This window comes from Mesorhizobium sp. M7A.F.Ca.MR.245.00.0.0, assembly GCF_003997415.1.
Classification (GTDB): domain Bacteria; phylum Pseudomonadota; class Alphaproteobacteria; order Rhizobiales; family Rhizobiaceae; genus Mesorhizobium.
Genome location: NZ_RZTE01000050.1, coordinates 1 through 26,725 on the forward strand (window position 1 = coordinate 1; position 26,725 = coordinate 26,725).

A 26,725-nucleotide genomic window follows, 5' to 3' on the forward strand; every position below is an offset into this window, starting at 1 on the left:
ATAATCCGGCATCAAAATCTCCGCCAAAACCCGAGCCGGCTTCTTGCCACGCCGGCCGGGCGTGGTCTCGCGAGTTGAAATGGGTTGCCGCATGCGCTTGATCCAGCCGCCCTCACGCAGCTGCCGGTCCGGCCTCACGCAGCAAATCGTCAGCTTTGTCCGTCTTCTCCCAAGTGAACTCAGGCTCTTCACGCCCGAAGTGTCCGTATGTCGCCGTCTTGCGGTATATCGGCCGTAAGAGATCAAGCATCTTGATGATGCCTTTCGGTCGGAGATTGAAAACCTCGAGAACAAGGCGCTCGATCCTTTTTTCCTCGATCCTTGCGGTTCCGAAGGTATTGACCATGACAGAAACCGGACTGGCCACGCCGATCGCGTAGGCAAGCTGAACCTCGCAGACCTCCGCAAGGCCGCTGGCAACGATGTTCTTCGCGACATACCGGGCGGCATAGGCCGCCGAGCGGTCAACCTTGGATGGGTCCTTGCCCGAAAAGGCACCGCCGCCGTGACGCCCGGTCCCACCGTAGGAATCGACGATGATCTTCCGTCCTGTGAGGCCGCAGTCGCCGGCAGGCCCACCGACCACGAACCGCCCTGTTGGGTTGACCAGAAATCTGATCCCCGAAGTATCCAGGTGGGCCGGCAGGACCGGTTTTATGATCTCCTCAATGACGCCTTCGCGGACCGTGGCTTGTGAGACCGCTTCGTCATGCTGCGTTGACAGGACTATGGTATCCAGCGCCACCGGGCGGAGCCCTTCGTAGCGTACCGACACTTGAGATTTCACGTCCGGACGCAGCCAGCCAAGCTGTCCCGCTTTCCGGACCTCGGCCTGTCTTTTCGTCAAATGGTGAGCGAGTTGGATCGGCAGGGGCATCAATGTATCCGTCTCGTTGCATGCGAATCCAAACATGATGCCCTGATCCCCTGCCCCTTGCCCGAGATCCTGCCCTCGTCCTTCATCAACGCCCTGGCTTATGTCGGGCGACTGCTCGGTGAGGGCCAGAACGACGGCGCAACGTCGACCATCAAAGCCAATCGCATCATCGTCGTAGCCAATATCGAGTATCGTATCGCGGGCGACTTGGCTGTAATCGATGTGGGCATGGCTGGTGATCTCGCCAGCCACAACGACCATCCCCGTCTTCACCAACACTTCACAGGCGACGCGCGCCTTCGGATCGGTGCGCAGGACCGCATCGAGAATGGCATCGGAGATGTTGTCTGCCATCTTATCGGGGTGTCCCGCGCCGACGGATTCGGAAGAGAACACGAACTGCCTGGTCATAAAAATGCCCTCGCTTCAAGTGCTGGAGTTAGTGAGGAGTTTCTGGATTGGGGTGGCTTATCGGTCGGGGATGCCGGGAACATCGAACGCAGTGCAGAAGTCGGCAACGTCTCTTCGTACGCTCGCATGAACTTCCTGGTCATCGGGCTGGCGGCAGACCGAGTCGATGAAAGCGGCGATCTGCACCATCTCCGTTTCGCGCATGCCCATGGACGTCACCGCTGGTGTCCCTAAGCGGATGCCGCTTGTCAGCGCCGGATGCCGCCGGTCGCCCGGGACCATATTGAAATTCGCAATGATGCCTGCACGCGATAAGCGCTCCGCATAGGCTTTGCCTGACAGCGACCGGTCCCGAAGATCAAGGATCAGCATGTGATTGTCAGTGCCCCCGGTGACGAGTTCATAACCTCGCTCCAGAAGTGCCTGGGCCAGAGCCTTGGCTCTGTGGACGATCTGCTGACCGTAGACACGAAAGGACGAGTTCGCTGCTTCCTGCAAAGCGACGGCAAGCGCGGCGATAGTATTCATATGCGGTCCGCCTTGCAGAAGAGGGAACACGGCGCGGTCTATACGTTTGGCCAGATTGTGTTTGCTCTTCGGATGATGGAGGGGCTGATAACGGTCTTCATTCCTTGATAAAATGAAGCCACCCCGGGGACCGCGGATCGACTTGTGAGAGGTGCTGGTGACCACATCGCAATGGGACACGGGGTTCGGATGCACTCCTGCGACAACCAGGCCGCAGATGTGGGCGATGTCAGCCACCAGATACGAGTTCACCTCCGAAGCAATTTCGGCCATTGCCGCGTAGTCAAAAATACGCGGATAAGCAGTTCCGCCGACCCAAATTAGCTTCGGGCGTTCCCGCTTGGCGGTCTCGCGCAAGTGGTCATAGTCAATTTGCTGTGTCTTTTCGTGCAGCCTGTACGGGACGCGCTGATAATCGCTGCCGGAAAAATTGACGGACCAACCGTGGGTCAGATGGCCGCCTTCGGGTAAAGGCAAGCCCATGACTTTGTCACGGGGGCTCAAAAGCGCGCGATAGACAGCCTGGTTGGCTGGCGAGCCTGAATAAGGCTGGACGTTGGCGTGTTCACTGCCAAATAGCGCTTTCAGGCGCTCGATCGCGAGGGTCTCAAGCTCATCGACGATCTCGTTTCCGGCGTAGTAGCGCGCACCGGGGTATCCCTCGGCATACTTGTTGGTGAAAATCGACCCGGTCGCTTCCAACACCGCCGAGGAGGCAAAGTTCTCGGAGGCGATCAGTTTGAGAGTTGTCCGCTCCTGACGCTCCTGTCTTAGAAGCAGTTCGTGAACGCGGGAGTCGACGGCGGCTAAGTGAGGCCGCCCGTAAGTATCGGGCTGCGCGATGGCGCCGCCGGCGGAGTTATCCATGGTAGTCGCGCTCCATTTGGACTGATCTATTTCACGATCAAGCAGGCGGTCCCTTCAACCGCGCGTCTTGTATTGCTTCCAGGCGTTGTAGGTCTCTTTTATGATGGCCATCATCGTGGGGCAGGAGATCGACCACCAATTGAGCCAGCCCGCCATCCTTGCCTCCTGCTTGCATATGGTACGAAGACTGCGGACGTTGTTCGTTGCAGCAAAGAAAGTTGGCTCTGACCAGCCGCCGAACGTGGCGTCGAACCTGCTCGCGAGGCAGACTGGTAATATCGGCCAGCTCGCCGACGGTTAGATCCGCATGCGCGCAAAGGCCCAGGATGCGAAGGCGATCAAGATGCGCTGCCGTCCTTAGGCGATTTACCAGTGTCAACATTGGTTGGCATCAACCCGGACGGGATGCAGCAAGCCGCTAGCCTTTCTATCCCCATCAATCCGCATGAGACCTCTCTCGTCATTTGCTGTAAATCCGCTGGTATGGATGCTAATGGAAGATGGATCACAGTCCTTTCTACGACTAAGACGCCAGATATTGGGGCTAATGTACCACCTGACAGGAGACTACACTCACGAACATTATGTGAATTTTTTTTAACGTTGCTGAGAATCAAGGGTGAGGTTTGGCGAATGTCTCGCCGTCGACTGTCGAATCCTGCCCGACGGGATTATGGGGTGCGTAGCCTGCTTGTCCTTTCCACATGACCAGCGACGATGGGGCGAAGGCGGCAGACATAGCTCTGGAGCATGCTGCGGTGTCTTTGGCCTGAAGCCGAGAAAGGCGGACCGTGGCTTCCGCGCCGCTGCCGGGAGCCCGCGAACAGGCCAAGTGGATCAGCCGGGTGTTGCCGTCATAGAGCGTGAGACCCAAAGCTGGCCAGCCCCGCCCTAGGCTGACGCACCGCTCAGCGTCCACCTTGCTCTCGAAGCCCATCGGCATAGCGCCGATAACGACTTGACCGCGTGCGTGTCGACGAGCGATCGGTGAGCGCAAGGATCGAGGGTGCAGTGCAGGATAATGCTGTTTTAAATCAGCGCTGTTTTCAGCCGACTGCCTTGAGCGTGGGCACAAGGATATAGGCCCAAGGCAGGAGATCATCGTCTGGCTGTTCGGGAGGCCGCCCTGGGCGCGCGACAGCCGTTCCTTCGGCTGCGCCGCTCCGCCACCATCCGCGCCGTGCCTTCCGGAGACCATTCCCGCTGCCGGCCGGCGCCCGTGAAAACCTCGACCCGGCGCACCGGCTCGAGATGGCTGGGCTCAGCGTAACTCTGAAGTCGTCATATACCGAAGCCTTCACAGACTTCGGACATCCCCCTCACAGTCCGATCCAGATGGCGTCAGGAACACCGCTTGCGTTGATGCGGATGAACCCCTGCTTGTGCCACAATGACCCTTATGTCAGCGCGCGAGCCAAAGCTTCCGCGCAAGGCGACGGCTAGGATAAGGCAATGCCGACGAAGGGCACATTGCTTGCCACACTCTGGAATGATGGCATGCTCGGAAGGCCTAGGCTTTGCTCAGGGCCGCCTGCAAGGCGCGCTTTGAGGTTATTCACATAGCCTTCTGCGTAGTCCTGCGCCGTCGAGACCGAAAGATCAATGCCTGCCGCCAAGGCCTCTTCCATCAGGTGCTTTACGAGCCCATTTCGAATGGCCAGCTTGACCTCGGGGCCTGCGATAAGGCCGATCGCCTGCGCGGCCATATTGAGGCCAGCTTCCTCCAGCGCTCGCTTCATATCGCCTCCGTTAATGGCCGTACGCAGGAGATTGGCTGCTTGCGACTCAGCCTCGAGAACCATCGAGGCAAGATCGGCTACTTGTCCGAGGCCCGGAATGAAGCTGAGCAGTCCCACCGCCGTTGCCGCCAAGTCGAGCACTTTCGTCTCGATTTTGAGCACGGAGTCGACGACGTGCATGACGGCCCCGCCGTTCTTTTTGGCTGACTTAATGTCAGGCTGGTCCATCAGGCCCATCTTCATGTCCGCGACGGCATTCTGCTCTTCTGCGGTTTGGGCGCCGTGGGTGATTGGCTGCTGAACGTTGCGGTTCGCAGACGACATGTTTGTGCAAAAATGGGCAAAGTCTTTTTTGCTGATATTGCCGGAATCAACCGTATGCCCGCCGCCAAAGTCGAAGAATTTATGATGGGTCTTATAGCCCGTGATCGAATTGTTCAGGAGGCCAAACAAAAGCGGATCTGAAAGGAGCTGAGAGGCTGCTTCCCGCACTTTCGGATCAAGGCTCTTGTCGTCTTTCATTTTCGCCAGTTTGTCGCGAGTCAGAACACCGCTTCCAAAGAACGTGTCCTGATGGTCCTTGATCATCTCGACCGTATTCAGCTCAGTTTGCGTGAGGCTCATCGACGATGAGGCGACTTGCAGGAAATCCTCTTTGTGCATCTTCCCTTTCGAGCCACCGCACAACTGGTTCCAAGCATCGGGGTGATCGAGGAAATATTGCGCCGCCGCAATGACCTGGGGCGGAAATTTGCCGTTTTTCGATTCGCCGCCGACCATTTTCTTGAACTCATCCAGACTCAGGTCCTTGGACAGATTTTCGGAGTACCGGTAAAACTCCCGCAAGGCATCGCTCAAGGTCATGACCGAAGGCTGCAAACCTCCGCTGCCGTCGGATGGTATGTAGTTCTGCTCGTAGCTTCGCGCTTGGGCTTCCTGAAATGCAGCAACTTGTGGGTGGTGGTTTGAAAATCCGGCCAAGTCCTTGGCGTTGATCTTGCCTCCACAGCGGCCGTCGCCCTGCGAGCCAATCGCATAAAAAAGTCCCGAATCCTGCTGCAGTCCCTGGATCGCCGCTTTCAGATCCGGTGGCGTAGAGGGATCATTGGCTTTGTCGGTCAACGACTTCCAAGTAAGCGGGCATTGGTCCTTGTGACGGTTGAGTACCGCAACAATCTGCAACTCAGCCGTGGTCAGCGACCCACCGTTCCACGTGATTCCGGGGCTCGGCCTGGGAGCCGGCTCGATCTTCGGAGTGACGCCGAGCAGATGTTGGGCTTCAGTCGCCTTGGAGCGTTGCGATTGGTCCTCCTTGAGAGCCGCCCTCATATTTGGCGGCAGCAGATCCAGTGGGTGTTGCTCCAAGCCATTCAATGTCAAGACATCCGGTGCCAGATGGCCCAAAGGGTCCTGCCGCAATTTATCCATTGTCGAATCAAGATTCGACGCTGGCAGATCCCCTTGCGCGAAAGAGCCGGGCTTGTCTGCCAGCACACAAGTGGACAGCATCGCTTCGAAGCACGATGCACTTTGCTGATGCTGGGTCGCAAAATGGGAAACTTTCAGGCCCGGCCAACCCCTTGCGGACTGTAGCGAATTTGAGCGGTAGAAAGTTGAAAGATTACTGGCCGACATTATGCATCCTCAGACGTGACGTTGAAATCCCCACAAGAGACCCCGACAGAAGATCCCTTGCGTTTCACAAAATTCGACAATTCCAAGCGTCGGCAGGTCACGAATGCGCCTGCCCTGCCTTCAATTGCTGTGTTCCGGGCCGGCTCCAAGGTTCGGTCCAACACAATGGCCGGAGTCACCGCGAGAGCTGCCGGGACTCATCATGAGCGGATTAGCTTTCGAGAAACTGACGAGTTTGCGAAGAGTTCACAAAGGGGTAGCCGCAGTCATGTTCTTCAGAGCTGCGGGAAATCCTCAATGTTCATTTCTTGCCCAGCTCAGGCTTCCCGCCAACGCTATCCTGTTGTGGGATGTCAGAAGAATAAGAAGCATCCGGTCGTCCGTCGCGAACGACCGTAGTGGAGGAGCCGCGAAACAAGATCAGCACTGATTCCTTTGGCGTTGCCGCTATGTGAGTCTGCGCCTGCGCCTGCGCCACCAAGCCGTTAAAGGTCTGCTCCACGAGTGCGACGAAGCGCGGTGGACCGGAAACGAAGACGAGGCCATTGCCTGGCACGGGTTTGACCACATAGCGCTCGTCGGAGATATCAAGCTTGTCGAGAGCCCCCTTGAACGCATCGAAGCGAATCGACGTCATCAAAAGCATTCGAGTTTGCGATTCTTGTGCAGCAGACACATAGAGCACAAGGCCGTCATAGTACCATTGTAGACCGTAAAGGTTCGTCAAGCGGTCGAGGAACGCGCGCGGTGGCAAATCAGGCATACGTCCGCGAATTCGCCCCTTCACCGCAGGACTGATGTTGACCCTGATATTCAGGTTGTTGCCGAATTCCTGCAACGCTGCAGCGAGCTCCTGATCCAGAACCGTGTATCTATAGGGTGTCGCCGGAAGGGACAGCGGGACTGCATGCGCCGGGTGAATCCCGGTGGACAGAAAAAACCCGGCACAAAGAAGTCTCAAAACATGCAGGGTGACGGGTTGGATAAGCGTTCTCGGCATGTCGCACTGATAAACCAAACGCTGAAATCATCACAAGTGACTAAATTGCCGAAGAGATTTTAGATTGTCGAAATGACGCCGCCGTTAGTCAGCTTGTTGTCAGCTTGCCCCCCTAGGAGTGTTGCGCCGACACCGGGTGATGAATGGGCGGGGCTCGCCCGGTCAGAGAGAGCAACCGAGTCCTTACATGATGATGCCTGTCACGTCGATCTCTGCCACTCTAACGGCTGGCCTCCCCAGGGTCGGATCACCGTCGATTGTCGAGCAGGCCCAGTTTGAGCGCGCCTTAGGGCATGCAGCCGACTCGCTGAAAAACGATGCCGCCGCGGGGCCAGCGAGTGCGGCGCCAGTTGCTGCGGCGATGGATGTTCAGCGCGCGGCTGCGCCGACGAGCGGCATGGGCGATCGCGTGTTGCAGACGATTTCCTCCCTATATCCACACAACACTGTTTCCTTCCCCGCGCTCGACCATGACATAGCCCTTTCGAAGGGCGCTCTACCGGGACCGGCGCAGAAGCTTCCCGTTCCAGGTGAGGCGGGAACCGGAATCTCGGGCATTCCCCAACAAGGGCAAGACTTCGAAACGATGATGGCTGGTCTTCGGGATGTTTACAACGGCGTCACCCAGGTGGCGCTTATCTCCAAAGGCGTCAGCGGCGTCACATCATCCGTGAATAAACTTTTGAAGGAAGGCTGAACCGCGCGCATGATTGGCTTGGCCGAGGGCGAAATCATGCGTGGCCTGTCAGGGTGGCGGTCGGTTAGACTTGTCATGCTGCCAGTTCTCGTCGCCCTCACTGCTTGCAAAGCCGACCTCTACACGCAATTGCAAGAGCGTGAGGCAAATGAAATGCTCGCACTTCTTGAAGACAACGGGGTCGCCGCGATCCGGGTGGTCGCCAAGGATGGAACCAGCACGATCCAGGTTGACGAAAAGCTGCTCGCCTTCTCAATCAACCTTCTGAACGCCAAGGGGCTGCCGCGCCAATCCTTCAAGAACCTCGGTGAGATATTCCAAGGATCAGGCCTGATTGCCTCGCCGACCGAAGAGCGTGCCCGTTACGTGTATGCCCTGAGCGAAGAGTTGTCGCGGACGATCAGCGATATCGATGGCGTTTTTTCTGTACGTGTTCACGTCGTGCTGCCGCATAACGACCTTGTGCGAGCCGGTGCCACGCCATCCTCGGCCTCGGTGTTTATCAGGCACGACGCAAAAACAAATGTCGCGGCTCTGCTGCCAAAGATAAAGATGCTTGTAGCCGACAGCATCGAAGGCCTGTCCTACGATAAGGTGGAAGTGGTTTTGGTGCCGGTAGAACGGTCCGCACACGAGCAACGGCCCGATCCGACTGCTGTTTTGCCACAAGCATCACTACCTCTTCCTGCGCCACTTCTGGCGACCGTAACAGGTTTTGCCGCAGCCGTATTCGGCGTGGCCTGTTATCTCTTGATCGGCGTTGTTACGCGTCGGCGCAAGCAATCAACCGGCGTTTCCAAGGTCGAGGGGCGCCGGGATGCTTCTGCTGTCGAGGCCATTCGCAAAAGAATGCCTGCAATCGGACGTGGGTGACATCTCATTGCCAATGCCTATACAGACCGCCCGACCTGATGGTCCGCACTTTCCGGGCGCGAGCGAGCTTGCGGCTTCGGCCCATCCAACCCGTCTTGCGGCGCGTCTTGATCCAGCGTTATCGGCCGAAACGTTAGTGAAGTTGCAGAAGTGTTCCAGACTGCATCCAAGGCTGGCAGAATTGCTGGGCAACGATGACGTGGATCTGAACCACATCGGCTGCAGGCCGGACCTTCTACGCGGGCATGATCCATATCGAGCGGCCCTTCTTGCTGGTAGTATCTGGCATGCCCGTTCGCTGGTCGCGTTTGTCTCTCAGCCTGAGCTTGCCATCCTTGTTAAACGCATCGGCGTGGATGCACACGCATTCGGAATCCGACACCTGCTGCATGCTGTTGACAAAAGACTGATCTCGGACCCAGAAAAACTCGCTCAGCAAATCGAATACGATGGACACGCAAGTCTTGGGGCTTGGCTCCAGGACAGTTCAGCTACCGAGCGTAACCGCGTGCTTCTTCGATTGCCCGAGGGGACTGCCGCGGAGACTCCTGCACCTGAGCATTGGACCGCCGCCGGCCAATTGCTTTCACTTGTAGTAGCTCATTTTGAGACAGAGACCCCGGTGAAATGACAGTCGAACTTTCCGAGGGGCCAATAGCGCCGCAGATGCGTCCAGTCGGACCACTGATACCCGCGAGCGAGCTCGAAACCTGGCACAGCGCCGCGCAAGCCCTTGCCGCGGCAGAACGGCATCGGCAGCGCGTTCGAAACTGGGCACGCGCGGTTTACCAGCGGGCGTGGGCGCGCGGCCACATGGAGGGCTCGAATGCAGGCACCGAGGAGATGGCAGGGTTGATTGCGGAGACAATCTCCGAAATCGCGCGACGAAAGGCGGCTCTGGAGCAGGAATTGCCGCAGCTCGTGATGGAAATATTGAGCGATCTTATCGGCGCTTTCGATCCGGGCGAGCTATTGGTGAGGGCTGTTCGTCACGCCATAGAGTGTCAATACAGCGGCGCCGACGTTTGCCTTCATGTTTCTCCCATGCAAGTCGACATGCTTGCACGAGAGTTTGCTCGATGCGACGGCCAGGATGGTCGACCAAGGGTGCGGATCGAGCCCGACCCGACATTGTCGCCGCAACGCTGCGTGCTGTGGAGCGAGTACGGCAATGTTGACCTTGGACTTGACGCCCAGATGCGCGCGCTGCGCCTTGGTTTCGGGACGCTCTGTGAGAAAGGCGAGCTATGAGAAAGCCCGTCCCAGAACATAACGCTGACGCCGACACTCGAGCTCTCGTTCCAGCAATCTCGTCTTTGAGGGCTGCGGCCAAGCGAATTGACACGCGTGCGGTGCGCGGTCGGATCACGCGGGCTATCGGCACACTGGTTCATGCCGTCTTGCCAGACACTCGTATTGGGGAACTTTGCCTCCTAGAGGACCCGCGAACCGGGCTGTCGCTCGAGGCCGAGGTGATCGGCCTGTCGGGTGATGGTGTATTGCTGACACCGATCGGGGACTTGGTGGGCCTATCCAGCCGCGCAGAGGTCGTGGCCACTGGCCGAATGCGTGAGGTGCCCGTCGGCGGCGATTTGCTCGGTCGCGTGATCGACAGTCGTTGCCGCCCATTGGACGGCAAAGGCGAAATCAAGACCGTCGAAACTCGGCCCCTGCATGGCAGAGCCCCCAATCCGATGACGAGGCGCATGATTGAGCGGCCATTCCCGCTTGGGGTCCGTGTCCTCGATGGTCTGCTGACGTGCGGCGAGGGCCAGCGGATCGGGATTTATGGCGAGCCAGGTGGTGGCAAGTCGACGCTGTTGTCACAGATCGTAAAGGGTGCCGCCGCTGACGTCGTCATAGTGGCGCTCATAGGCGAACGTGGACGGGAAGTTCGTGAATTCATCGAAAGGAATCTTGGTGAAGAGGGCCTTCTCCGTACAGTCGTCGTGGTTGAAACATCCGACCGCTCGGCGGTAGAGCGCGCGCAATGCGCTCCAATGGCGACTGCGCTCGCGGAATATTTCCGCGATCAAGGCCTACGCGTTGCTCTCATGCTGGATTCGCTGACGCGCTTCTGCCGCGCTATGCGCGAAATAGGCCTTGCTGCGGGTGAGCCGCCGACGCGACGGGGCTTTCCTCCTTCCGTTTTTGGCATGCTGCCAGGCCTGCTCGAGCGCGCCGGCATGGGTGAGCGGGGCTCAATCACGGCCTTCTATACGGTGCTTGTAGAGGGTGATGGCACGGGTGATCCAATCGCCGAGGAATCGCGTGGTATTCTCGATGGCCATGTCATCCTCTCACGCGCTATTGCGGCGCGATCGCATTTCCCCGCTATTGATGTGCTGCAGAGTCGCAGCCGCGTCATGGATGCAGTCGTTTCGGGGACACATCGCAAGGCAGCATCCATTTTCCGCGAGCTCCTGTCGCGCTATGCCGAGACCGAGTTCTTGATCAATGTTGGCGAATACAAGCCAGGTGGAGATCCCCTGACTGACCGGGCTGTCGCGTCAATCGACGAACTGAGGGAGTTTCTGCGCCAGAGCGAAGATGACGCGTCAGATTTCGAGGAGACGGTCGCATGGATGTCGCGTCTGACCGCGTAAACTGGATTCAGTCTTCGAGGTTACGGCTTCTGAAGGAAATGCAAGAGCGTCGTGCCCTTGGCGAGCTGTCCAAGAAGGAAGCCCAGCGCGATGTGGCCGCCTCAGCCGTACAAAATGCCTCTAGGGAGCTTGCAATGATACAGCAACATTGTTCAAGAAAAGAAGCAGCGCTCTATCAGCATCTGATGTCACTCGACAACTTGTCTAGCGCAGCGCTCGACCGTCACCGCCTTCACACTGAACAGCTTGCCGCTGAGATCAATTCCAGACGGCAGATGCTTGATGATACCCAAATCGCTCAAGAGGAGGCTGAGATGGCGGCGTCCAGGACGAGGGAGCTATGGGTCATATGTTCGGCGGCAAGGGACAAATGGCAACAAATCGAGGACGACGTGCGGCGCGCCGTCGAGACTCATTCGGAGGCCGCAGCCGAGATCGAGGCCGACGATGAGATACTGCTGAAATATGCGAGGGGGTCGCTTGCCTAAATGCCGCGCAACCGGATCCGACGGTCGCAAGAGGTCGTCCGAATGACACGACCGTGCAGTCTTTGATAGGCGCTGCGGTCACACCCGCCATGTTCGAACCAGTTCTGAAACTGTCCCACACGGTTGTCTCGTGGCTCAATGATACAGCAGCGCCGCGCACGCCGTTTCAAAGCCGGATCAACGAGGTGCCGCTATCGGTGCGAACGGCAGGGCTTGTCTGGCAGCAGGAACCTGCTGCCATTCCGATGCTTGACTGCGTCTGGAGAGTGGGAGCCGAAACGGTCATCTTGTCACTGTCGCGCCCGCTCGTAGAGGAGTTCATCACGACAGTGCAGAACGGCTTGGCCTTCCCTTCCGAGCCAACTGCTTCGCTAATTCTCGAACTCGCTCTGGAGCCGCTTGTCACTCGACTGGAGGAGACGACGCGTCTGAACGTGCAACTCGTGCGGGTATGCGAAGCCACGATGCTGGCTCCTCATCTTGAACTCGACATCATTTTCGGCGCGGTCAAGGGCAAGGGCCGTCTATTCCTGTTCACGCCACTTGACGGCTTAGTACCGCCTGCGTTTCGCGCGCTAGGCGAACTGCTTGCCCAGTTGCCGCGGCAGCTGGGCGGGCTGCCTCCAGAGCTCCCGCTCATTGTTGCAGGAGAGGTCGGCACGCTTCGCCTTCCTGCGGCGCTTCTTCGAAGCGCATGTGTCGGTGATGCATTGTTGCCCGATATTGCGCCGTTCGGCCGCGGCCAGATCACCCTAGCTGTCGGCCAGTTGTGCGCCGAGGCGGATCTTGACGGCGATGAATTAATCTTGCGGGGGCCTTTCCGCCCGCGACCGTGTCCTTTGGAGAGTGCGCATATGACACAACCCGGATCGCAACTGGAGCTTACTAAGGATCTCGACGATGTCGAGATCGTGCTTGTCTTTGAATGCGGCCGCTGGCCTATTTCTCTTGGGGAATTAAGAAGTGCCGGCGAAGGGCATATTTTTGAACTTGGATGGCCGATCGACGGCCCGGTCGACATAGTGGCCAATGGTCAGCGTATCGGGCGTGGCGACATTGTCCGCATCGGAGAAGAGCTGGGCATCAGGCTGCGTGGCGGGTTTGCATGCAATGAGTGAAGCTCAGCCGACAATCCTGGCGCTTCTTGCGGTTACCGCCGGACTCGGTCTGCTGGTTTTAGCAGTTGCCACGACAACGGCCTTTGTAAAGGTATCAATTGTTCTTTTCCTCGTCCGCAATGCGCTCGGGACCCAGACCATACCACCCAATGTGGTGCTGTACGCCGCGGCGATGATCCTCACTATGTTCGTTAGTGCGCCCGTTGCTGAGCAGACCTATGACCGCATGTCGGATCCCAAGCTCCACTATCAGACATTCGACGACTGGGTAAGCGCCGCTAAAGCCGGAAGTGAGCCCTTGCGCGAGCATCTCAAGAAATTCACAAATGAAGAGCAGCGGCGATTTTTCCTATCTTCGACAGAAAAGGTCTGGCCAGAGGAAATGCACGCTGCAGCCACGCCTGATGACTTTGCAATACTTGTACCATCTTTCTTGCTATCGGAATTGAAGCTTGGATTTGAGATAGGGTTTCTACTTTATCTGCCTTTTATTGTTATAGATCTGATAGTTACAACTATCTTGATGGCGATGGGCATGTCGATGGTCTCACCAACTGTTATATCTGTCCCGTTCAAGATCTTCTTGTTTGTTGCCATTGATGGTTGGTCAAAATTGATGCATGGGCTTGTGCTGAGTTATACGTTACCGGGAGGCTGATCATCACTGAATCCAGCATCATTACTCTTATGAGCCAATCACTGGTGGTTTTCATGATCTGGATTCTACCGCCGCTCATTGCATCAGTGGTTGTCGGCCTCGTCATCGGCATCCTCCAGGCGGCGACGCAGATCCAGGATGAAAGCTTGCCGCTCACCGTGAAGCTTCTGGTCGTTGTCGCGGTGATTGGGCTGTTTGCTCCTGTGCTAAGCGCCCCGCTCATAGAGCTAGCCGATCAGATCTTCACCGAGTTTCCCGCAATGACACTTAGCTACTAGTCCGCCCCATGGACGCGCCATCGGCCGATATTCAAATTCTGATCCAGACGGCTCTCGAACTCGTCGTTGCGGCAGGTCTTGGGGCAGCCCGCGCGATGGGCATCATGCTGATCTTTCCCGTATTCACACGCTCGCAGATCAGTGGGCTGATCCGGGGCTGTTTGGCTGTTGGCTTCGCACTACCATGCCTGGCACATGTCAGTGGCGGATTGCCGGCGCTGGATCCTGATACACGCCTGATCCAGCTAACCCTGCTCGGATTCAAGGAAGTTTTTGTCGGTGTACTCCTTGGCACTTTTCTTGGCATTCCGCTTTGGGGCCTTCAGGCTGCCGGGGAGCTTATCGACAACCAACGCGGCATCAGCAGCCCGACCGCTTCGGCCGATCCCGCGACGAACAGTCAGGCTTCCGCGATGGGCGTTTTTCTGGGGATCACTGCGATTGCCATATTCGTCGGATCAGGAGGCCTGGAAACTTTGATCAGTGTCCTGTACCGCAGCTACTTGATCTGGCCGGTGTATCAGTTTCACCCGACACTGAGCGGGCCAGGAGCAATGGAGTTGTTGGGGCTTCTCGACAGCATAATGCGCACGGCATTATTGGTATCGGGGCCTGTCGTGTTCTTCCTGATACTGATTGATATATCGATGATGCTGCTGCGTCGCTTTGCCCCGCAATTTAAGGCGAGCCAACTGTCTCCGGCAATCAAGAACATTGTCTTTCCAGTTCTCATGGTCACCTACGCTGCCTATCTGGTGGAGAGCATGAAACTGGAGGTCACACGTGCCAACGGCGTGCTGGAGTGGTTCGACAAATTGCTGCCATGAGCGACACAAGTGAAGAGAAGACACACGCCGCCAGCCCGAAGAAGTTAAGTGAAGCGCGCAAAAAAGGACAGCTGCCACGTAGCTCCGATTTCGTCCGCGCGGTCGGGACTTGCGCTGGGCTCGGCTACCTTTGGCTAAGAGGCAGCGTGATCGAGGACAAATGCCGGGAAGCGCTCCTATTAGCCACCAAGTTGCAGAGCCTACCTTTCGATACCGCGGTGCCGCAGGCATTGGTTGTGCTCGTCCAACTCACCGTCGCGGCTGTTGGCCCGCTGCTTGGAACCCTCGTCGCCGCGGTGATTTTGGCCAGCCTGCTAGCCAATGGTGGATTTGTCTTCTCTCTGGAGCCGATGAAGCTCAGCTTTAAGAAAATTGACCCCTTTGAAGGGCTGAAGCGCTTGGGGTCTGCTCGTTCCATGGTCGAAGTCTGCAAGACCATGTTCAAGGTATTGGTTCTCAGCGCAACCTTTTCCATTGTCCTTCTCGGGATGTGGAAGACAATGGTCCCTCTGCCGATCTGCGGCATGGGCTGTGTTGGCCTCATCTTTATGGAGACAAAATTGCTGATGGGAATTGGCGCCGGCGCACTGCTGGTCGGCGGACTGATCGATCTCCTGCTCCAGCGCGCGTTGTATCTGCGCGAAATGCGCATGACCAATACCGAAGTGACGCGCGAGTCGAAGGATCAGCAAGGAGCGCCAGAGTTGAAAGGTGAACAGCGTCGCATCCGCGAGGAGGCGGCCGACGAGCCTGCGCTTGGCGTGCATCGCGCCACGCTGGTCTTAACAGGAAGGGCGGTCCTGATCGGTCTGCGTTACGTTCGCGGTGAAACCGGGGTGCCGTTCTTAGTTTGCCGTGCCGAAGGTGAGCGCGTTTCACATGTGTTGAGCGAGGCGCGGGCACTACGCCTGACGATCGTCCATGACCATGTCTTAGCGCGTCAGCTGATAGGCACTACAAAACTCGGCCACGCGGTTCCTATGCAATACTTCCAGCCTGTCGCGAAAGCATTCTTTGCCGCAGGCTTGGCCTAGTCATTGGAAGTCCACGACTGCCAGTTCAAAACTGACCTGGCTCCATGCTAGTGGCAAATGTCGGCTGGCCATCCGTGCCCCAGTGTCTCTGTCAGGCCAACCGCGCAACCGCGGGCCTGGGGCAATCACTCCCCTCGGATCTGCCACCCAGCAACTACGGCAAGTCCTCCGGGCATGACCTTGCAGCCTCTGCTGGCCGGTGCGTGGCGCAGTCCGAGGTTTTGAGGCCGGCAGTACGGATTTGATTGGTGCAGCCGTTGGAATGCCCTCGTCAGCTAGTCGTCAACTAAGCGCCCTATGTTGAACAGCCGTGCTAACTTGAGCTCGGTTGCGAAACATAGGAGTACGAATCGTCATGTATGGTCGAATTGGTGGCTCATCCGATAGTTACCGCGCGCATAATGCCGGCGAGCAATCGGATGCAGGAAGCGAAGGGTTCGCGGACACATTTGCCCGAATGCACTTATCCGGATCGGAAGGTAGCGGCGCCTCATCATCGGCGGCTCCCCAAGCATACTCCCTCAATTCCCGACCTCCTGTGGTGGAGATCAACAGGACTTCCTTCAGGAGACAGGTGAGGCAATTTCATGGTGATGAAATCACGCACATCGCCGACAATCCTCAAGAGTATTCAGAGTTCGTATCGTCACGAGCCAGGCGCACCGCGGACGTTGCTCAGCAATATGGCATCCGTCGAGATACGGAGCACGCGCGATATTTCAGTTACCAATTGGGAGACCGGAGTGCCGGACTGCTGAGAATGGAAGGCGGATTCAGCATGAACGAGTTCGAATCGGAAAGTTGGCGGGAACAATTTCCTGGTCGAACTGAGGTCACTTCCATAGTGGATCTTCAAGTCGCCCATCCGCTCGTCGAAAATGCGGGCGATATTCTGCTGGAGCATCAACTTCGGATAGACGGCGACCGACCGTTGCTGAATTGGCGTGCGGCTAATCCGGAAGCACAAGCGCGCGCGCAGACGATGGGGTTTGTTGAAGTGGATCATGGCGACCTGGTGCTTGACCCTACGCAGCATCCCGACAAATGGACGAAGAACAGTGCCGGTGAGTGGCAGCGTGCAGGCAAACCTCCACTCTATCTCCACAAAACCGAGGACAGCGACAGCAGCGATAGCGGGTCCGACGACGATTTCATGTGATTTGTCGACCCGCCGCCGAGCCTTGCAACTGGTGACGGTTGCAAGGCTGTTGGCAGTGAATGCTAATTGTCCGGCGACAGCCCCGCCTTAGCGCCAGCGCCGCCGAGCAATCCAGCCCATCTCCCAGACAATAAACTGCGGATGCGCATCGTGGGTGCTTGCGAGCGGATTGTATTCGGGCCGGAACTCCGCCTCTTGGATACGAGCTCTCCCGAATCCAATTTTCTCCACCACACCGTTGGGTCGTTGCGATGCGCCGATCCCGATCGGATCGGCTATGCCTGCTCCGCGCTCGCAGGAAGACCTTCCGCCTCGATCTTGGCGGCGCGATCTCGGCGATAAGTTGGATGGGAGGCAAGATACGCCGCCACGTCAACAGCAGGTAACGCGACATCGCAAATCGGCCCTGACGGTAGCCGATCGACTCCAATCGCCGGACCGCAACTCGCGCAGCGGCATTCGCGGTTTGGCCAGGAGAAATGCTCGCTGACTCACAGCGTGGCCGGCCGCATTCTGCCCTAGACCCCAAAGTACGTGCCCTGTCATGCAGCCTGCGCCGACGGGAGCTCGGCACGCGAATTGCGTGGTTGGCGGCCAAGCCCCGAGGTCAACAAAGACTTACAGAAAGCGGGGGTGAGTTTGCCGCGATGAATTATGACCTTCTCGCGACCGGACCTAGCATCGGCTTCCTCTCGCTCTCGATTGTAGCCGCGCTGTTCGTTGGATTTAACGTGGCAAGCGGTGAATTCGGAATCAGCCAGCCCTTCTAAGTTTCTGGCCAAGACGGGGCGACTCGTGTGGATGTGCACCCACATCGGGCTCGGCATCGCACCATTGACCAGCATCTTGGGCTGCAGCTTCATCTCAAACAGCTTTCCTGGCTCGCCACGTAGCGCGACCGGTGCCTCCGGCGGCATCAATTCGTCGGCATTGCACAAATGTTCCAGGTATTTTTGCGCCGGAAATGCGTAGGTCTTCATGCAATCAGTCGTAATGCCGGCTTTTCCTTCATTCAATGCGTTGGCCTGTCCCAGCACCATGTTCAGCAACCCTTTGAGCTGGTCTGTGCGTTCGTGCACTTTGGGTAGCTGGGTGGAGGTGAGTAGCAGGCGTACATTACGCCCCTGCAACCCGGCGAGACAGGTTTGCATCTCAATGGCCTGGGCTCGCAGGTACTGGGCCACATCGTCCACGACCTTACCGGCCTCCTCAGGCTTCATCTGGCGCACTTGGGAGACGACGCTTTGCTGACCGGCCAGATCGAACTGCAAAAGTTCGTCCAATCGTTTGAGCCGCTCCGTCAATACCTCCATTGACAACGCGGCGCCCCCGATTGTCGAGCCTGCCCCCGACGAACTCGCAGTCACCTCTTGCGCTCTCACCTGTGTACTCGCAACTTGATCCGAGCGCGCGAGAACCTTGGCTGCTGGCACTGTGCCGGCGTTCGAAGCGACTGGTGTTGATGGCTGCCCGGCGGCAGAAGTCCCGGCGCGAGCTGCCGACTTATGCTTTGACTTCCCTTTCCTTCGCGCTGTAGTGCCTTCTGACACTGCAGCCGTACCAGCAGTGTCAGCCGGTATCGCAGCGCCTGCCCTGGCCGGCATCGCAGCGCCCGCCTGGGTCTGTGGCGCCATGATGGCTGACGGCGGAGACTGCAGGTTCAACAAGTGCATGGCATCGTGCGCAGTGATCCATGCATCGTCCACGATCCGTTCGAACAGTTTCAATGGGAGGCCGGCATCTGGGTAGGTATGGCTTAGCTTGGTATGCACCTCGTGCAACGCCAATCCAAAATCCGAAAGCCGCTCCATGATTTTTTCTACAACCGCGCAATCATGAGCGTTGAGTGTTTTGCCATCCATTATGCCCTTCGCCAAAGAGAGGGCGCGAAGAGCTTCTTGAGCGGCGCTTGCCATCAGCTGCACCACTCCATTTCGACCGACGAGGAGTTCCTTCAAATCTGGCTCGAACCTGCTCGCCCGCAGTTCAATCTTGGCCCGCGCAAGACCGATCCGCTCACGGACCAGCCAGATCCTGACACTCAGTACCGAGCCGGCACGCAGCCGCAGTGCGCACCGCTCGGCTTCCCGCATCACGGGCGTTCCACTGGATAGGCTAGCGGTGGCAGCGCAGGCGGATCGCTGTCGTTCGGAGCGCCATGCCTTTTTTTCCCACCACTTAATTGCCGCCGTATGGTGGTTCTCCACATTTAAAATCAACAGCTCCTGCCGGTCCGCCTGGGAGTAGGAGTAGAGTCTATCGACCATACCTGCCGCTATCTTGGTCTTTTCGTCCAATTTCGTGATCGTCGACAGGCCAAGTTGGTCTACTTCATTCGCGGCGTCGCACACGATCTGGCAACATCTACGCACCTTGTCGTCTGGCATAATTGTCTGCGCCTCAGCCGCAGGCAGGCTAGCGCGGTACTCCAGAATTGCTGAGGCTGCACCGACGACCCGACTGATCAGCTCCACCGCCTCCTCGGGAACGTCGGTTTTCCTGGCCGCAGCCTCGCAATCAGTCAGTTGTTGAACAAGACTGTTCATTCTGAGCTGTGTCGGACTGATATCTTCATTTGACGATGAGCTGGTGCCTTCCACCTGCGCGGTTGATAGTTGGCTACCGACCGGCGCCATGGCTTCGCCCTCAGACATGGAGGGAGAACCGCGCCGCCTTGCGGCTGCGCCACGTGGCGCTACGGTTCCGCGTGGTGGCGCAGCGGCTCCACGTGGCGGTGTGTTCAGGATTTGATCTTCGCCAATCGAGGCGCCTGGCAGACTTTCGCGGGCATCGCCTGGACCGCGCGCAACTGGAAGGGAGGAGGGCCTATCGGCGTCCCCAGAGCGCATCTGCTCCACAACGGAATCGAATGACTGTCCACCTTCTCCCGCAGCAAGACTTGATTGCGAAAGGGAACTGCTCGCCCGCCCCGCGCGGCTGGCTCCAGTTTCAGCCTGCGATTTCCGTGGTCGGCCAATGCCCTTCATATTGCGTCTCCGTAGTAGGCGAGAATGTGCTGCTATTGTGCTGGCGGCTGACGAGACCAGCGGCATCTTTCGGTTAACGTCACGGTCAGCCAGACCCGCGACGGCGTAATGTTCCCGCCAAAGTGCTTCTCAGTAGCAGGCCAAGATTGGCCCGAGCTCACAGGACTTTCGCAACGTTGCCATCGATGTCCTGAGATTATCAGCGCTTCAGTCCGCCGATTTCCAGGAACAGCGAATGAAATCAGACCAACTCGGCCAGCTCCCCTTCCTAGACACGTGCCTGACGATTTTATTGATGCGTCACTCCTCTCGTTCGCCACCGACAAAGTCACACATTTGCTTCAGAGAAGCGTGTGCGTTGCGTATCGCGCGGGAAACCATTTCGATCTATAGTTACAAAAAGTGTCGAGACGGGACCTTTGGATCCGAAGGTCAGGCACGGCCGGCCTAGATAGACCGCTTGGCTGACGATTAGCTGACGATGGGAGTTCTCACGAACAGGGCAAGAAAATCCGACCGCTTCAAGCTTTCGATATGGTGAGAAGAGGATCCGCACCGGCCTCCCAAAGCCGGCAGACCATCCCATGTTCGTACGGTCGCCGACCTTCTCGAGGCCAATGAGCTCACCGCGCCGGGCCGTGATGTGCAGGCGAGAGAATGGTGATGCAAAGACCGAGTTCCTGCTCGTTGCGTGCGCCCGTGGAGCCAGCAAGAATACGGTCATTGCGGTCATGCAGCACGTGGACCGTGCCTCCTGTTCGACACCACAGCATCGAGATGCAAACCAGCTGCTGCGGCTGCCATTCGGTCGCGGCATGCGTGGACGGCGGGATTGGCCGAACAGCCGAGATCGTGGTCGACTGTTCGATGCGAGAGCAACATCCTGCAGAGCATACGGTTTTTGCGCTGGCCGGTTTTTGTCAAAAGCCGTCAGGTTCTCGAAAGCTCCCGCCCTTAGCTTGATCGAGGTTAACCTTTAACACGTCGCCGCCAATGGCAAATGCCGGAGTACCTGATGATAGCAGCAATTGGGAGTGGAGTTGGCAACCTCGGGACGTCCTTGATCCGAAAGGGCCATGGGGATTCGAAATCCGAGCATTCTGGTGATGGCAAGCCGGCTGATGGCAATGATGGCAAGCCAGCTGGTGGGAATGATGGCAAGGCAGCTGGCGGGAACGATCGGGCGGATAACCGGACCGTTTCAAATGATCAACTTCAAGACAACTCACAGTCTGCAGCACAAAGTGAAGCCTTCCAAAGTATCCTGCGATCGTTCGCGTTCCAATTCGCGAACGATGCGATGGCTGAGGCCGATGAAGCTTTGGATGACACAGAAGATGCCTGACGCGGGAAAATCCGGCGTGAGGTCATACAGGCCGTTATTGACGGCACAACTCCAACAGAAAAAGGAATGATCATGGCTGCAGTTGATAATAATAAAAAATCAGGCAATACCAATACCAGTAGCGCCGGCAATACCGATAAAACTAACAGTGGCACTCCCGGCAATACAAGCGGAGCTGATGCTACTGCTTTTCAGGCGCAAGTGCAGGAACTAACCAATGTTAGCTTGGAGGCGACGAAAAGGAGTGTCCAGTTGCGCACTCTAACGACCAATCTCCAGACCATCAAGAAGGCCGCCGACGAACGCGTTTCGTAATGTCGGAGGCGGGTTTTAGACTGCCCCTTAGCGCGTCTCCTTATTGACGCGACGTAGTCCCGAAATGAGCCGCATGGCAATTGCCATGCGGCTTCTATCCTGTTTGAGAGATGCTCTGTGGATGACGCCGTTTCCCTCCGTTTCGAAGTGCGTTCGGGGCACTATTGCGGTCTGACCGGCAAGACGGATCTTCAAAAGTGTTTAATCGGCAGCGGCTTCGATGCCGATTTGGTCTTTGTCGAGCAGGGACTGGCACCGCATCACCTTCGTGTAACTCTTCTTGGCAAGTCGATCGAACTGGAGGCGCTTGCACCCGGAATCAGTATCGAGGGCAACCGGAATATCGCCGCAGGCCAGTCCGTTGTTGTGCCCCTTCCTGTCGTCCTGCTCGTAGGCGAGATGTCCATTGCTTTGTCCGTGCAGGATGCAGAGCCGCCTGGTTCGACCGGCATACCGCGCCTACCGATCGGTGTGCTCGCCATGGTCATAATCAGCTCACTCGGGATCGGCGCGCTTTCAGGCACGATCTCCTATCTTGGCAATGCAAGTGGATCGAGCCCCAATTCACTTCGGGCTGAAGTCGCGTCCAGAACGATCAGTCACCGCGCTGACAATGAACTTACGGAGGCAGCGGCCCAAGAGCTGCAGGAGGAAGTCGATCGAGCGGGTCTTCTCGACGTCAAGATTGGGTCGGCAAAGGGTGTTGTGACCGCCGAAGGCACCGTCACGTCTGAATCGGTCATCAGCTGGCAGAAGCTTCAGCAATCGTTCGATCGTCGCACCAAGGGTACTCTAACACTGGTGAACGGAGTGCTCATCAAAGAGGAGAAGGCGCCATCCGCAATCGCGGTCGAAGCTGTGTGGCATGGGGTCCAACCATATATTGTCATCGACAGCGAGAAGTATTTTGTCGGCGCCATTTTGGCTGATGGATGGGTGGTCGAACGTATTGAGGACAGCCGTGTGCTGCTGAGCAGGAATGGCCGCATTGCTGCTCTCCAATATTGAAAGCTCGCAGGCCCCATCAAGCAGCACTCTATGGCCAGCCAAACATCCTGCCGCGCTCGGTGCTGACAAGCTGGCTGCGTTGGAAACATTTGCTGCCCAGCCATTTCGCGCCTGCTTGTGGCTCTCATGCAGGGTCACGCGCTGGCCAAGGCTGAGGCGCCTTCGGAGTTCGAAAGCCACGTTTCATGGCGTAACAGCAGAGTAAGTCTCAACGATTGCAAAGGTGTCTCGATGGCCAACGTCCTGCGTGACTTCATCAAGCGTGCGCCGGCCAGCCCGGATTTAATGGTTGCGTTGATGCTGCTTCTGGCTGTCGCGATGATGGTCATGCCTATCCCGGTCGTGGTGGTCGACGCCCTGATAGGATTCAATATGGGGTTGGCCATACTGCTGATGATGGTTGCCCTGTATGTCAGTACTCCACTTGATTTTTCCTCTTTGCCCGGCGTTATTTTGATTTCCACTGTATTCCGTCTCGCGCTCACGGTCGCAACGACGCGACTGATTCTGGCCGAGGGGGAGGCCGGCAGCATTATTCATACTTTTGGCGATTTCGTCATTTCAGGCAATATCGTGGTGGGTTTCGTCATATTTCTGGTCGTCACCATGGTGCAATTCATGGTCCTCGCGAAGGGTGCCGAACGGGTGGCAGAAGTGGCGGCGCGTTTCACGCTGGATGCTCTGCCGGGCAAGCAAATGGCGGTCGACGCAGAGCTACGCAACGGCCACATCGATGCCAACGAATCCCGCCGGCGGCGCGCCGAATTGGAGAAGGAAAGCCAACTCTATGGCGCGATGGACGGCGCGATGAAATTTGTGAAGGGCGATTCCATCGCCGGGCTGGTGGTTATCTGCATCAACATGCTGGGTGGAATTTCGATCGGCCTGCTCTCCAAGGGCATGTCCTTCGGCGAGGTACTGCATCACTACACTCTGCTGACGATAGGCGATGCATTGATATCGCAGATTCCGGCCCTTCTGCTCTCCATTACTGCGGCGACCATCGTCACCCGTGTGACTGGGACGGCGAGGATCAACCTCGGTACAGAAATGGTCAGTCAGCTCACGGCCAGCACTCGAGCCTTGCGACTGGCGGCCGGCGTCCTGGTTGTAATGGGGTTCGTTCCTGGGTTTCCCCTCCCCGTCTTTCTGATGCTGGCCGCAGTGTTCGCTGCGGTAAGCATTGTCAAGGCTGATGTGCTGGGCGCCGGCACTGCCGATGCGAAAGGTGGAACTGCAGCGGAGCCTAAGCAAGCCGCGCCTGCGAAGGAATTCCCGATCGCATTTTTTCTAGCGCCAGATCTTATGCAGGCGGTCGATCAAGCCGAATTGCAAAAACATATTGGGCGCGTTTCGCTCCTGGTCACAGCCGATCTGGGCATTATCGTTCCTCGCATCCCTGTCTTGGTTGACGAGCAGCTGCCTGCATCGCAATTCCGAATTGATGTCGAGGGCGTGCCAGTCGAACAGGACGCCTTAGATCCAAACCAGATGGCGCTCCGAGCCGATGTAGCGCACGTCGACTCGAGCGGTGTCCGCCTTAGACGTGAGCCGAAAACGGACAGACTCCCGGTTGAACATACCCCTGCAAAGGCCCTTACGGGCGCCGGCACGGAGCATAGGGCTCCCGGCGAACTCCTCGCCTTGCGCGTCCATGCAGCGTTGACCCGCTACGCACCGCGATTGGTGGGCATCCAAGAGACCCGACATTTTCTGGGCCGAATGGAGCAGGAATATTCTGAGCTTGTGAAAGAGGTGCTACGCACGACGCCGATTCCTCGGATTGCCGATGTTCTGCGCCGCCTCCTGGAGGAAGGTATCCCAATCCGCCACACCCGTCTCGTGTTGGAGGCATTGGCCGAATGGAGCGAGCGTGAGCAAAACGTTGCCCTGCTGACGGAATATGTCCGTTCTGGTTTGAAGCGACAGATCTGCCACCGCCATGCCAACACGGAGGGCATAGTGTCCGCCCTGGTCGTCGAGCGCGAGAGCGAGGATGTGATGCGTGGCGCGGTTCGAGATTCGGATGCAGGCCCCTATCTCGCACTGGAGGATCGGCAAAGCGAAGCGATGCTATCACAGATACGTCAGGTCCTTTCGAACGCAGAACCGGGTCAAACCCGCCCTATTCTGTTGACGTCGATGGATGTCCGACGTTTCGTCCGCGGCTTTCTGACGCGAAACGGGGTTGATCTCGCCGTGCTGTCTTATCAAGACCTCGCCTCCGACTTTACAATTCGCCCCGCAGGATCCGTCACACTCCCGCACGGATCGAACAGCGGATTGTTAGAGTAGTCCCACCTTTCCTAACTGAACGCCACGCGCCTCCCCGATAACTGAGAGATAACATGAATAGTAATACAGTTTCTCCATCGCCTATGTTTCTGCGCCGGAACTCACTTCTTTTTGCCGTACTCGCCATTCTGCCTTTGGGCGGTTGCGCCAGCTGGCAAAAGCCGGCTCTTTCCGTGCAGGAGACATCTTCCCCCGAGTTGCTCAGCGCCGATCAAATCGATCCGGCTATGCGCGAACGCATTTTGCGCGAAGTTGGTCAGGATGTTCAAGAGCGGGCTTTGCGGGATGAGGTGAAGCAGCACCCGGACAATGTTGATGCGGCGATACGACTTACAAATGCCTTGGTGGGCCAGAAGCGCCCGCACGAAGCGGTTGAGGTGCTCGACAGCGTCTTGGTTGCAGCCCCAGGAAACGTACGTGCATTGAATGCGAAGGGCGTGATTTTGGACATTGAGGGGCGGCATGACGCGGCACAGGCCCTGTATCGGCGAGCTCTCGAAAACGAGCCAGGCAATCAGATGGTGCAGCATAACTTCAATCTGTCGCTTGCCTTTAACGGCAAGTCCAAACAACCAAGGTTAGCACGATCGCAATAGGTGGGCACAGTGCATGCGCAGCCTGTTCCCCGGCTCGAACACGCGCTCGGCTCCCATCATAGATGGCCCCCTGAAGAGAGCCATATCTATGCAAAACAGTTGCTCCAGATCTGGCCGGCAGAGATCGGCAGGAGAGCCGGATGACATCACGCGGCCACCCGCAAGGCCACCCGCCTCGCTTCGTTGCCAGAGCGCCCTCTCCCTCGCCGGTCACCGTCTCGCAATGCGGCGACCTGGCTTAAGGCGGTCGACCGAGCGCCCGATGCAGTAGCCATGAATACGTAACGCAGCGATGGACCCGCCGGATCGTGTCGCGCTTGTGCTGGCCGTCCCTGCCATTACAGCACGGTGATTGTAGCTGGATCCTATTCTAGAGGCATCGATGGTGTGGATGCCTTCGATCCAAACAATCGATTTGTTGAATTCGTCCGCCTGAGGAAATTAGCTGCGGCGATCCGACTTCCGACGCCTGCAGGCGCAAAACCAACAGCGTGAGCGCTGCGGGTCCGGAGGCAGGCTGCAAAGTGCAATCACCAGCGCTGATAAGCGGCAAGTGAAGAATGTATCGCTCGGGCGACTCCTGTGTTGTGCACGGTTGCCCCGCGAGGTGAACTGTAGCAGCTTGGCAGCTCAGCGTTCACGAAAGGAGAAAAGATTTGGGGCCAAGCAAAGACCGGCTTTTTTGATTGTCTTGCTGTATCGCTATGGTGGGGCGGGCGCGACCGCTCCCATAATTCAATACGCTGCCTTTAGCGATGGACGATGACGGGATGCGTCGCCGAGACTTCAATGGTGGAGGAGCAGCGCACCCGTCGATCCATTTGCTTTCAGCGGCAACCGCCACTATGAAGCGACACTTCGCCCAACTGTGTTTCAAGCTGCCCGGAGAAGTTTATGACAGAAGAACCCCACAAGACCGACATCCTCATCGAGCTCACTGCCGATGTTGTATCAGCCTACGTCTCCAACAACCCCGTCCCGGCGGGGGAGCTTCCTGCCCTGATCGCCCAAGTGCACGGGGCTCTAAACGGCACGGCTGGACTCATACCGGCAGAAGAGCCTGTGCCTGTAAAAAAACCTGCTGTCCCGATCAAAAAGTCGATCGAACCGGACTACATCATTAGCCTTGAAGACGGCAAGAAATTCAAATCGCTAAAGCGCCATCTGGCGACGCACTATGGTCTGACCCCAGACGAATATCGCGCCAAATGGGGTCTGCCGTCGGATTATCCCATGGTGGCGCCGAATTACGCCGCTGCGCGCTCCGCCTTGGCCAAGACCATGGGACTCGGCCGCAAACCGAAAGAGCCGGAAGCCCCAGCCACGGCGCCGGCGAAACGGACCCGCAAGAAGGTCGCAGCCTAAATCCGTATCAACAGTCGTT

At 57.7% G+C, this 26,725-nt stretch carries 24 protein-coding genes; 18 read left to right on the forward strand and 6 right to left on the reverse strand.

Annotated elements, in window-relative coordinates:
* Positions 1-112 precede the first annotated feature (112 nt).
* From metK to EOB80_RS30305, 5 genes are all read right to left on the reverse strand, one after another.
* The gene (gene metK, locus EOB80_RS30280) at positions 113-1,288 is read right to left on the reverse strand and encodes a methionine adenosyltransferase (protein ID WP_063169265.1); all 1,176 of its coding nucleotides are present in this window, start codon (positions 1,286-1,288) and stop codon (positions 113-115) included.
* Between the two features lie 57 nt (positions 1,289-1,345).
* On the reverse strand, positions 1,346-2,683 hold the full coding sequence (glyA, locus tag EOB80_RS30285) for a serine hydroxymethyltransferase (protein ID WP_127248568.1): 1,338 nt from the start codon (positions 2,681-2,683) through the stop codon (positions 1,346-1,348).
* A 37-nt stretch (positions 2,684-2,720) separates the two neighbouring features.
* On the reverse strand, positions 2,721-3,065 hold the full coding sequence (locus EOB80_RS36000; RefSeq protein ID WP_084831489.1) for a helix-turn-helix domain-containing protein: 345 nt from the start codon (positions 3,063-3,065) through the stop codon (positions 2,721-2,723).
* Positions 3,066-4,122: 1,057 nt separating this feature from the next.
* On the reverse strand, positions 4,123-6,057 hold the full coding sequence (locus EOB80_RS30300) for an HrpF/NolX family T3SS translocon protein (RefSeq protein WP_024505366.1): 1,935 nt from the start codon (positions 6,055-6,057) through the stop codon (positions 4,123-4,125).
* A 301-nt stretch (positions 6,058-6,358) separates the two neighbouring features.
* Entirely contained in the window at positions 6,359-7,057 is a 699-nt protein-coding gene (locus EOB80_RS30305; protein ID WP_024505367.1) for a secretin N-terminal domain-containing protein, read from the reverse strand.
* Between the two features lie 187 nt (positions 7,058-7,244).
* Between EOB80_RS30305 and EOB80_RS30310 the strand changes: the two genes are divergently transcribed.
* From EOB80_RS30310 to EOB80_RS30365, 12 genes are all read left to right on the forward strand, one after another.
* Positions 7,245-7,754, forward strand: a complete 510-nt coding sequence (locus EOB80_RS30310) for a nodulation protein NolB (RefSeq protein WP_024505368.1) — start codon at positions 7,245-7,247, stop codon at positions 7,752-7,754.
* A gap of 36 nt (positions 7,755-7,790) precedes the next feature.
* Positions 7,791-8,627: a type III secretion inner membrane ring lipoprotein SctJ gene (gene sctJ, locus EOB80_RS30315; RefSeq protein WP_281035262.1), complete on the forward strand. Its 837-nt coding sequence runs from the start codon at positions 7,791-7,793 to the stop codon at positions 8,625-8,627.
* Positions 8,620-9,258 (forward strand): nodulation protein NolU, encoded by a 639-nt coding sequence (locus EOB80_RS30320; protein WP_348629544.1) that lies wholly within the window; start codon positions 8,620-8,622, stop codon positions 9,256-9,258. Before sctJ ends, EOB80_RS30320 begins: the two co-directional genes overlap by 8 nt.
* Entirely contained in the window at positions 9,255-9,878 is a 624-nt protein-coding gene (sctL, locus tag EOB80_RS30325; RefSeq protein WP_024505371.1) for a type III secretion system stator protein SctL, read from the forward strand. Before EOB80_RS30320 ends, sctL begins: the two co-directional genes overlap by 4 nt.
* The gene (gene sctN / locus EOB80_RS30330; RefSeq protein ID WP_024505372.1) at positions 9,875-11,233 is read left to right on the forward strand and encodes a type III secretion system ATPase SctN; all 1,359 of its coding nucleotides are present in this window, start codon (positions 9,875-9,877) and stop codon (positions 11,231-11,233) included. The genes sctL and sctN overlap by 4 nt, the downstream gene beginning before the upstream one ends.
* Entirely contained in the window at positions 11,209-11,721 is a 513-nt protein-coding gene (locus tag EOB80_RS30335) for a hypothetical protein (protein WP_032899688.1), read from the forward strand. The genes sctN and EOB80_RS30335 overlap by 25 nt, the downstream gene beginning before the upstream one ends.
* 89 nt (positions 11,722-11,810) lie before the next feature.
* Entirely contained in the window at positions 11,811-12,839 is a 1,029-nt protein-coding gene (gene sctQ, locus EOB80_RS30340) for a type III secretion system cytoplasmic ring protein SctQ (protein WP_095769044.1), read from the forward strand.
* Entirely contained in the window at positions 12,832-13,497 is a 666-nt protein-coding gene (sctR, locus tag EOB80_RS30345) for a type III secretion system export apparatus subunit SctR (protein WP_127331602.1), read from the forward strand. Before sctQ ends, sctR begins: the two co-directional genes overlap by 8 nt.
* Before the next feature lie 2 nt (positions 13,498-13,499).
* Positions 13,500-13,775, forward strand: coding sequence for an EscS/YscS/HrcS family type III secretion system export apparatus protein (locus EOB80_RS30350; RefSeq protein WP_024505375.1), 276 nt, complete (start codon positions 13,500-13,502; stop codon positions 13,773-13,775).
* 8 nt (positions 13,776-13,783) lie between these two features.
* Positions 13,784-14,602 carry a type III secretion system export apparatus subunit SctT gene (sctT, locus tag EOB80_RS30355; protein ID WP_024505376.1) on the forward strand — a complete coding sequence of 273 codons (819 nt, stop codon included), beginning with the start codon at positions 13,784-13,786 and terminating at the stop codon, positions 14,600-14,602.
* Entirely contained in the window at positions 14,599-15,636 is a 1,038-nt protein-coding gene (locus EOB80_RS30360) for an EscU/YscU/HrcU family type III secretion system export apparatus switch protein (protein WP_024505377.1), read from the forward strand. Before sctT ends, EOB80_RS30360 begins: the two co-directional genes overlap by 4 nt.
* Before the next feature lie 355 nt (positions 15,637-15,991).
* Positions 15,992-16,795, forward strand: coding sequence for a hypothetical protein (locus EOB80_RS30365; RefSeq protein ID WP_024505378.1), 804 nt, complete (start codon positions 15,992-15,994; stop codon positions 16,793-16,795).
* A gap of 542 nt (positions 16,796-17,337) precedes the next feature.
* On the opposite strand, the gene EOB80_RS30370 is transcribed toward EOB80_RS30365, so the two are convergent.
* A complete protein-coding gene (locus tag EOB80_RS30370) occupies positions 17,338-19,449 on the reverse strand; it encodes a hypothetical protein (protein ID WP_245466476.1) in 2,112 nt (703 codons plus the stop codon).
* Positions 19,450-20,797: 1,348 nt separating this feature from the next.
* On the opposite strand from EOB80_RS30370, the gene EOB80_RS30375 reads away from it, so the two are divergent.
* The 6 genes from EOB80_RS30375 (at position 20,798) to EOB80_RS30400 (ending at position 26,706) form a co-directional block, all read left to right on the forward strand.
* Complete coding sequence (locus tag EOB80_RS30375) at positions 20,798-21,127, forward strand: hypothetical protein (protein WP_081714433.1); 330 nt, start codon at positions 20,798-20,800, stop codon at positions 21,125-21,127.
* Positions 21,128-21,199: 72 nt separating this feature from the next.
* Positions 21,200-21,442 (forward strand): nodulation protein NopA, encoded by a 243-nt coding sequence (locus tag EOB80_RS35640; protein ID WP_224570034.1) that lies wholly within the window; start codon positions 21,200-21,202, stop codon positions 21,440-21,442.
* A gap of 117 nt (positions 21,443-21,559) precedes the next feature.
* Positions 21,560-22,450 (forward strand): hypothetical protein, encoded by an 891-nt coding sequence (locus EOB80_RS30385; protein WP_127248571.1) that lies wholly within the window; start codon positions 21,560-21,562, stop codon positions 22,448-22,450.
* A 231-nt stretch (positions 22,451-22,681) separates the two neighbouring features.
* On the forward strand, positions 22,682-24,745 hold the full coding sequence (sctV, locus tag EOB80_RS30390) for a type III secretion system export apparatus subunit SctV (protein WP_127331604.1): 2,064 nt from the start codon (positions 22,682-22,684) through the stop codon (positions 24,743-24,745).
* A 53-nt stretch (positions 24,746-24,798) separates the two neighbouring features.
* Positions 24,799-25,341: a tetratricopeptide repeat protein gene (locus EOB80_RS30395; RefSeq protein ID WP_081714429.1), complete on the forward strand. Its 543-nt coding sequence runs from the start codon at positions 24,799-24,801 to the stop codon at positions 25,339-25,341.
* A gap of 894 nt (positions 25,342-26,235) precedes the next feature.
* Positions 26,236-26,706: a MucR family transcriptional regulator gene (locus tag EOB80_RS30400; RefSeq protein WP_024505385.1), complete on the forward strand. Its 471-nt coding sequence runs from the start codon at positions 26,236-26,238 to the stop codon at positions 26,704-26,706.
* Positions 26,707-26,725 lie beyond the last annotated feature (19 nt).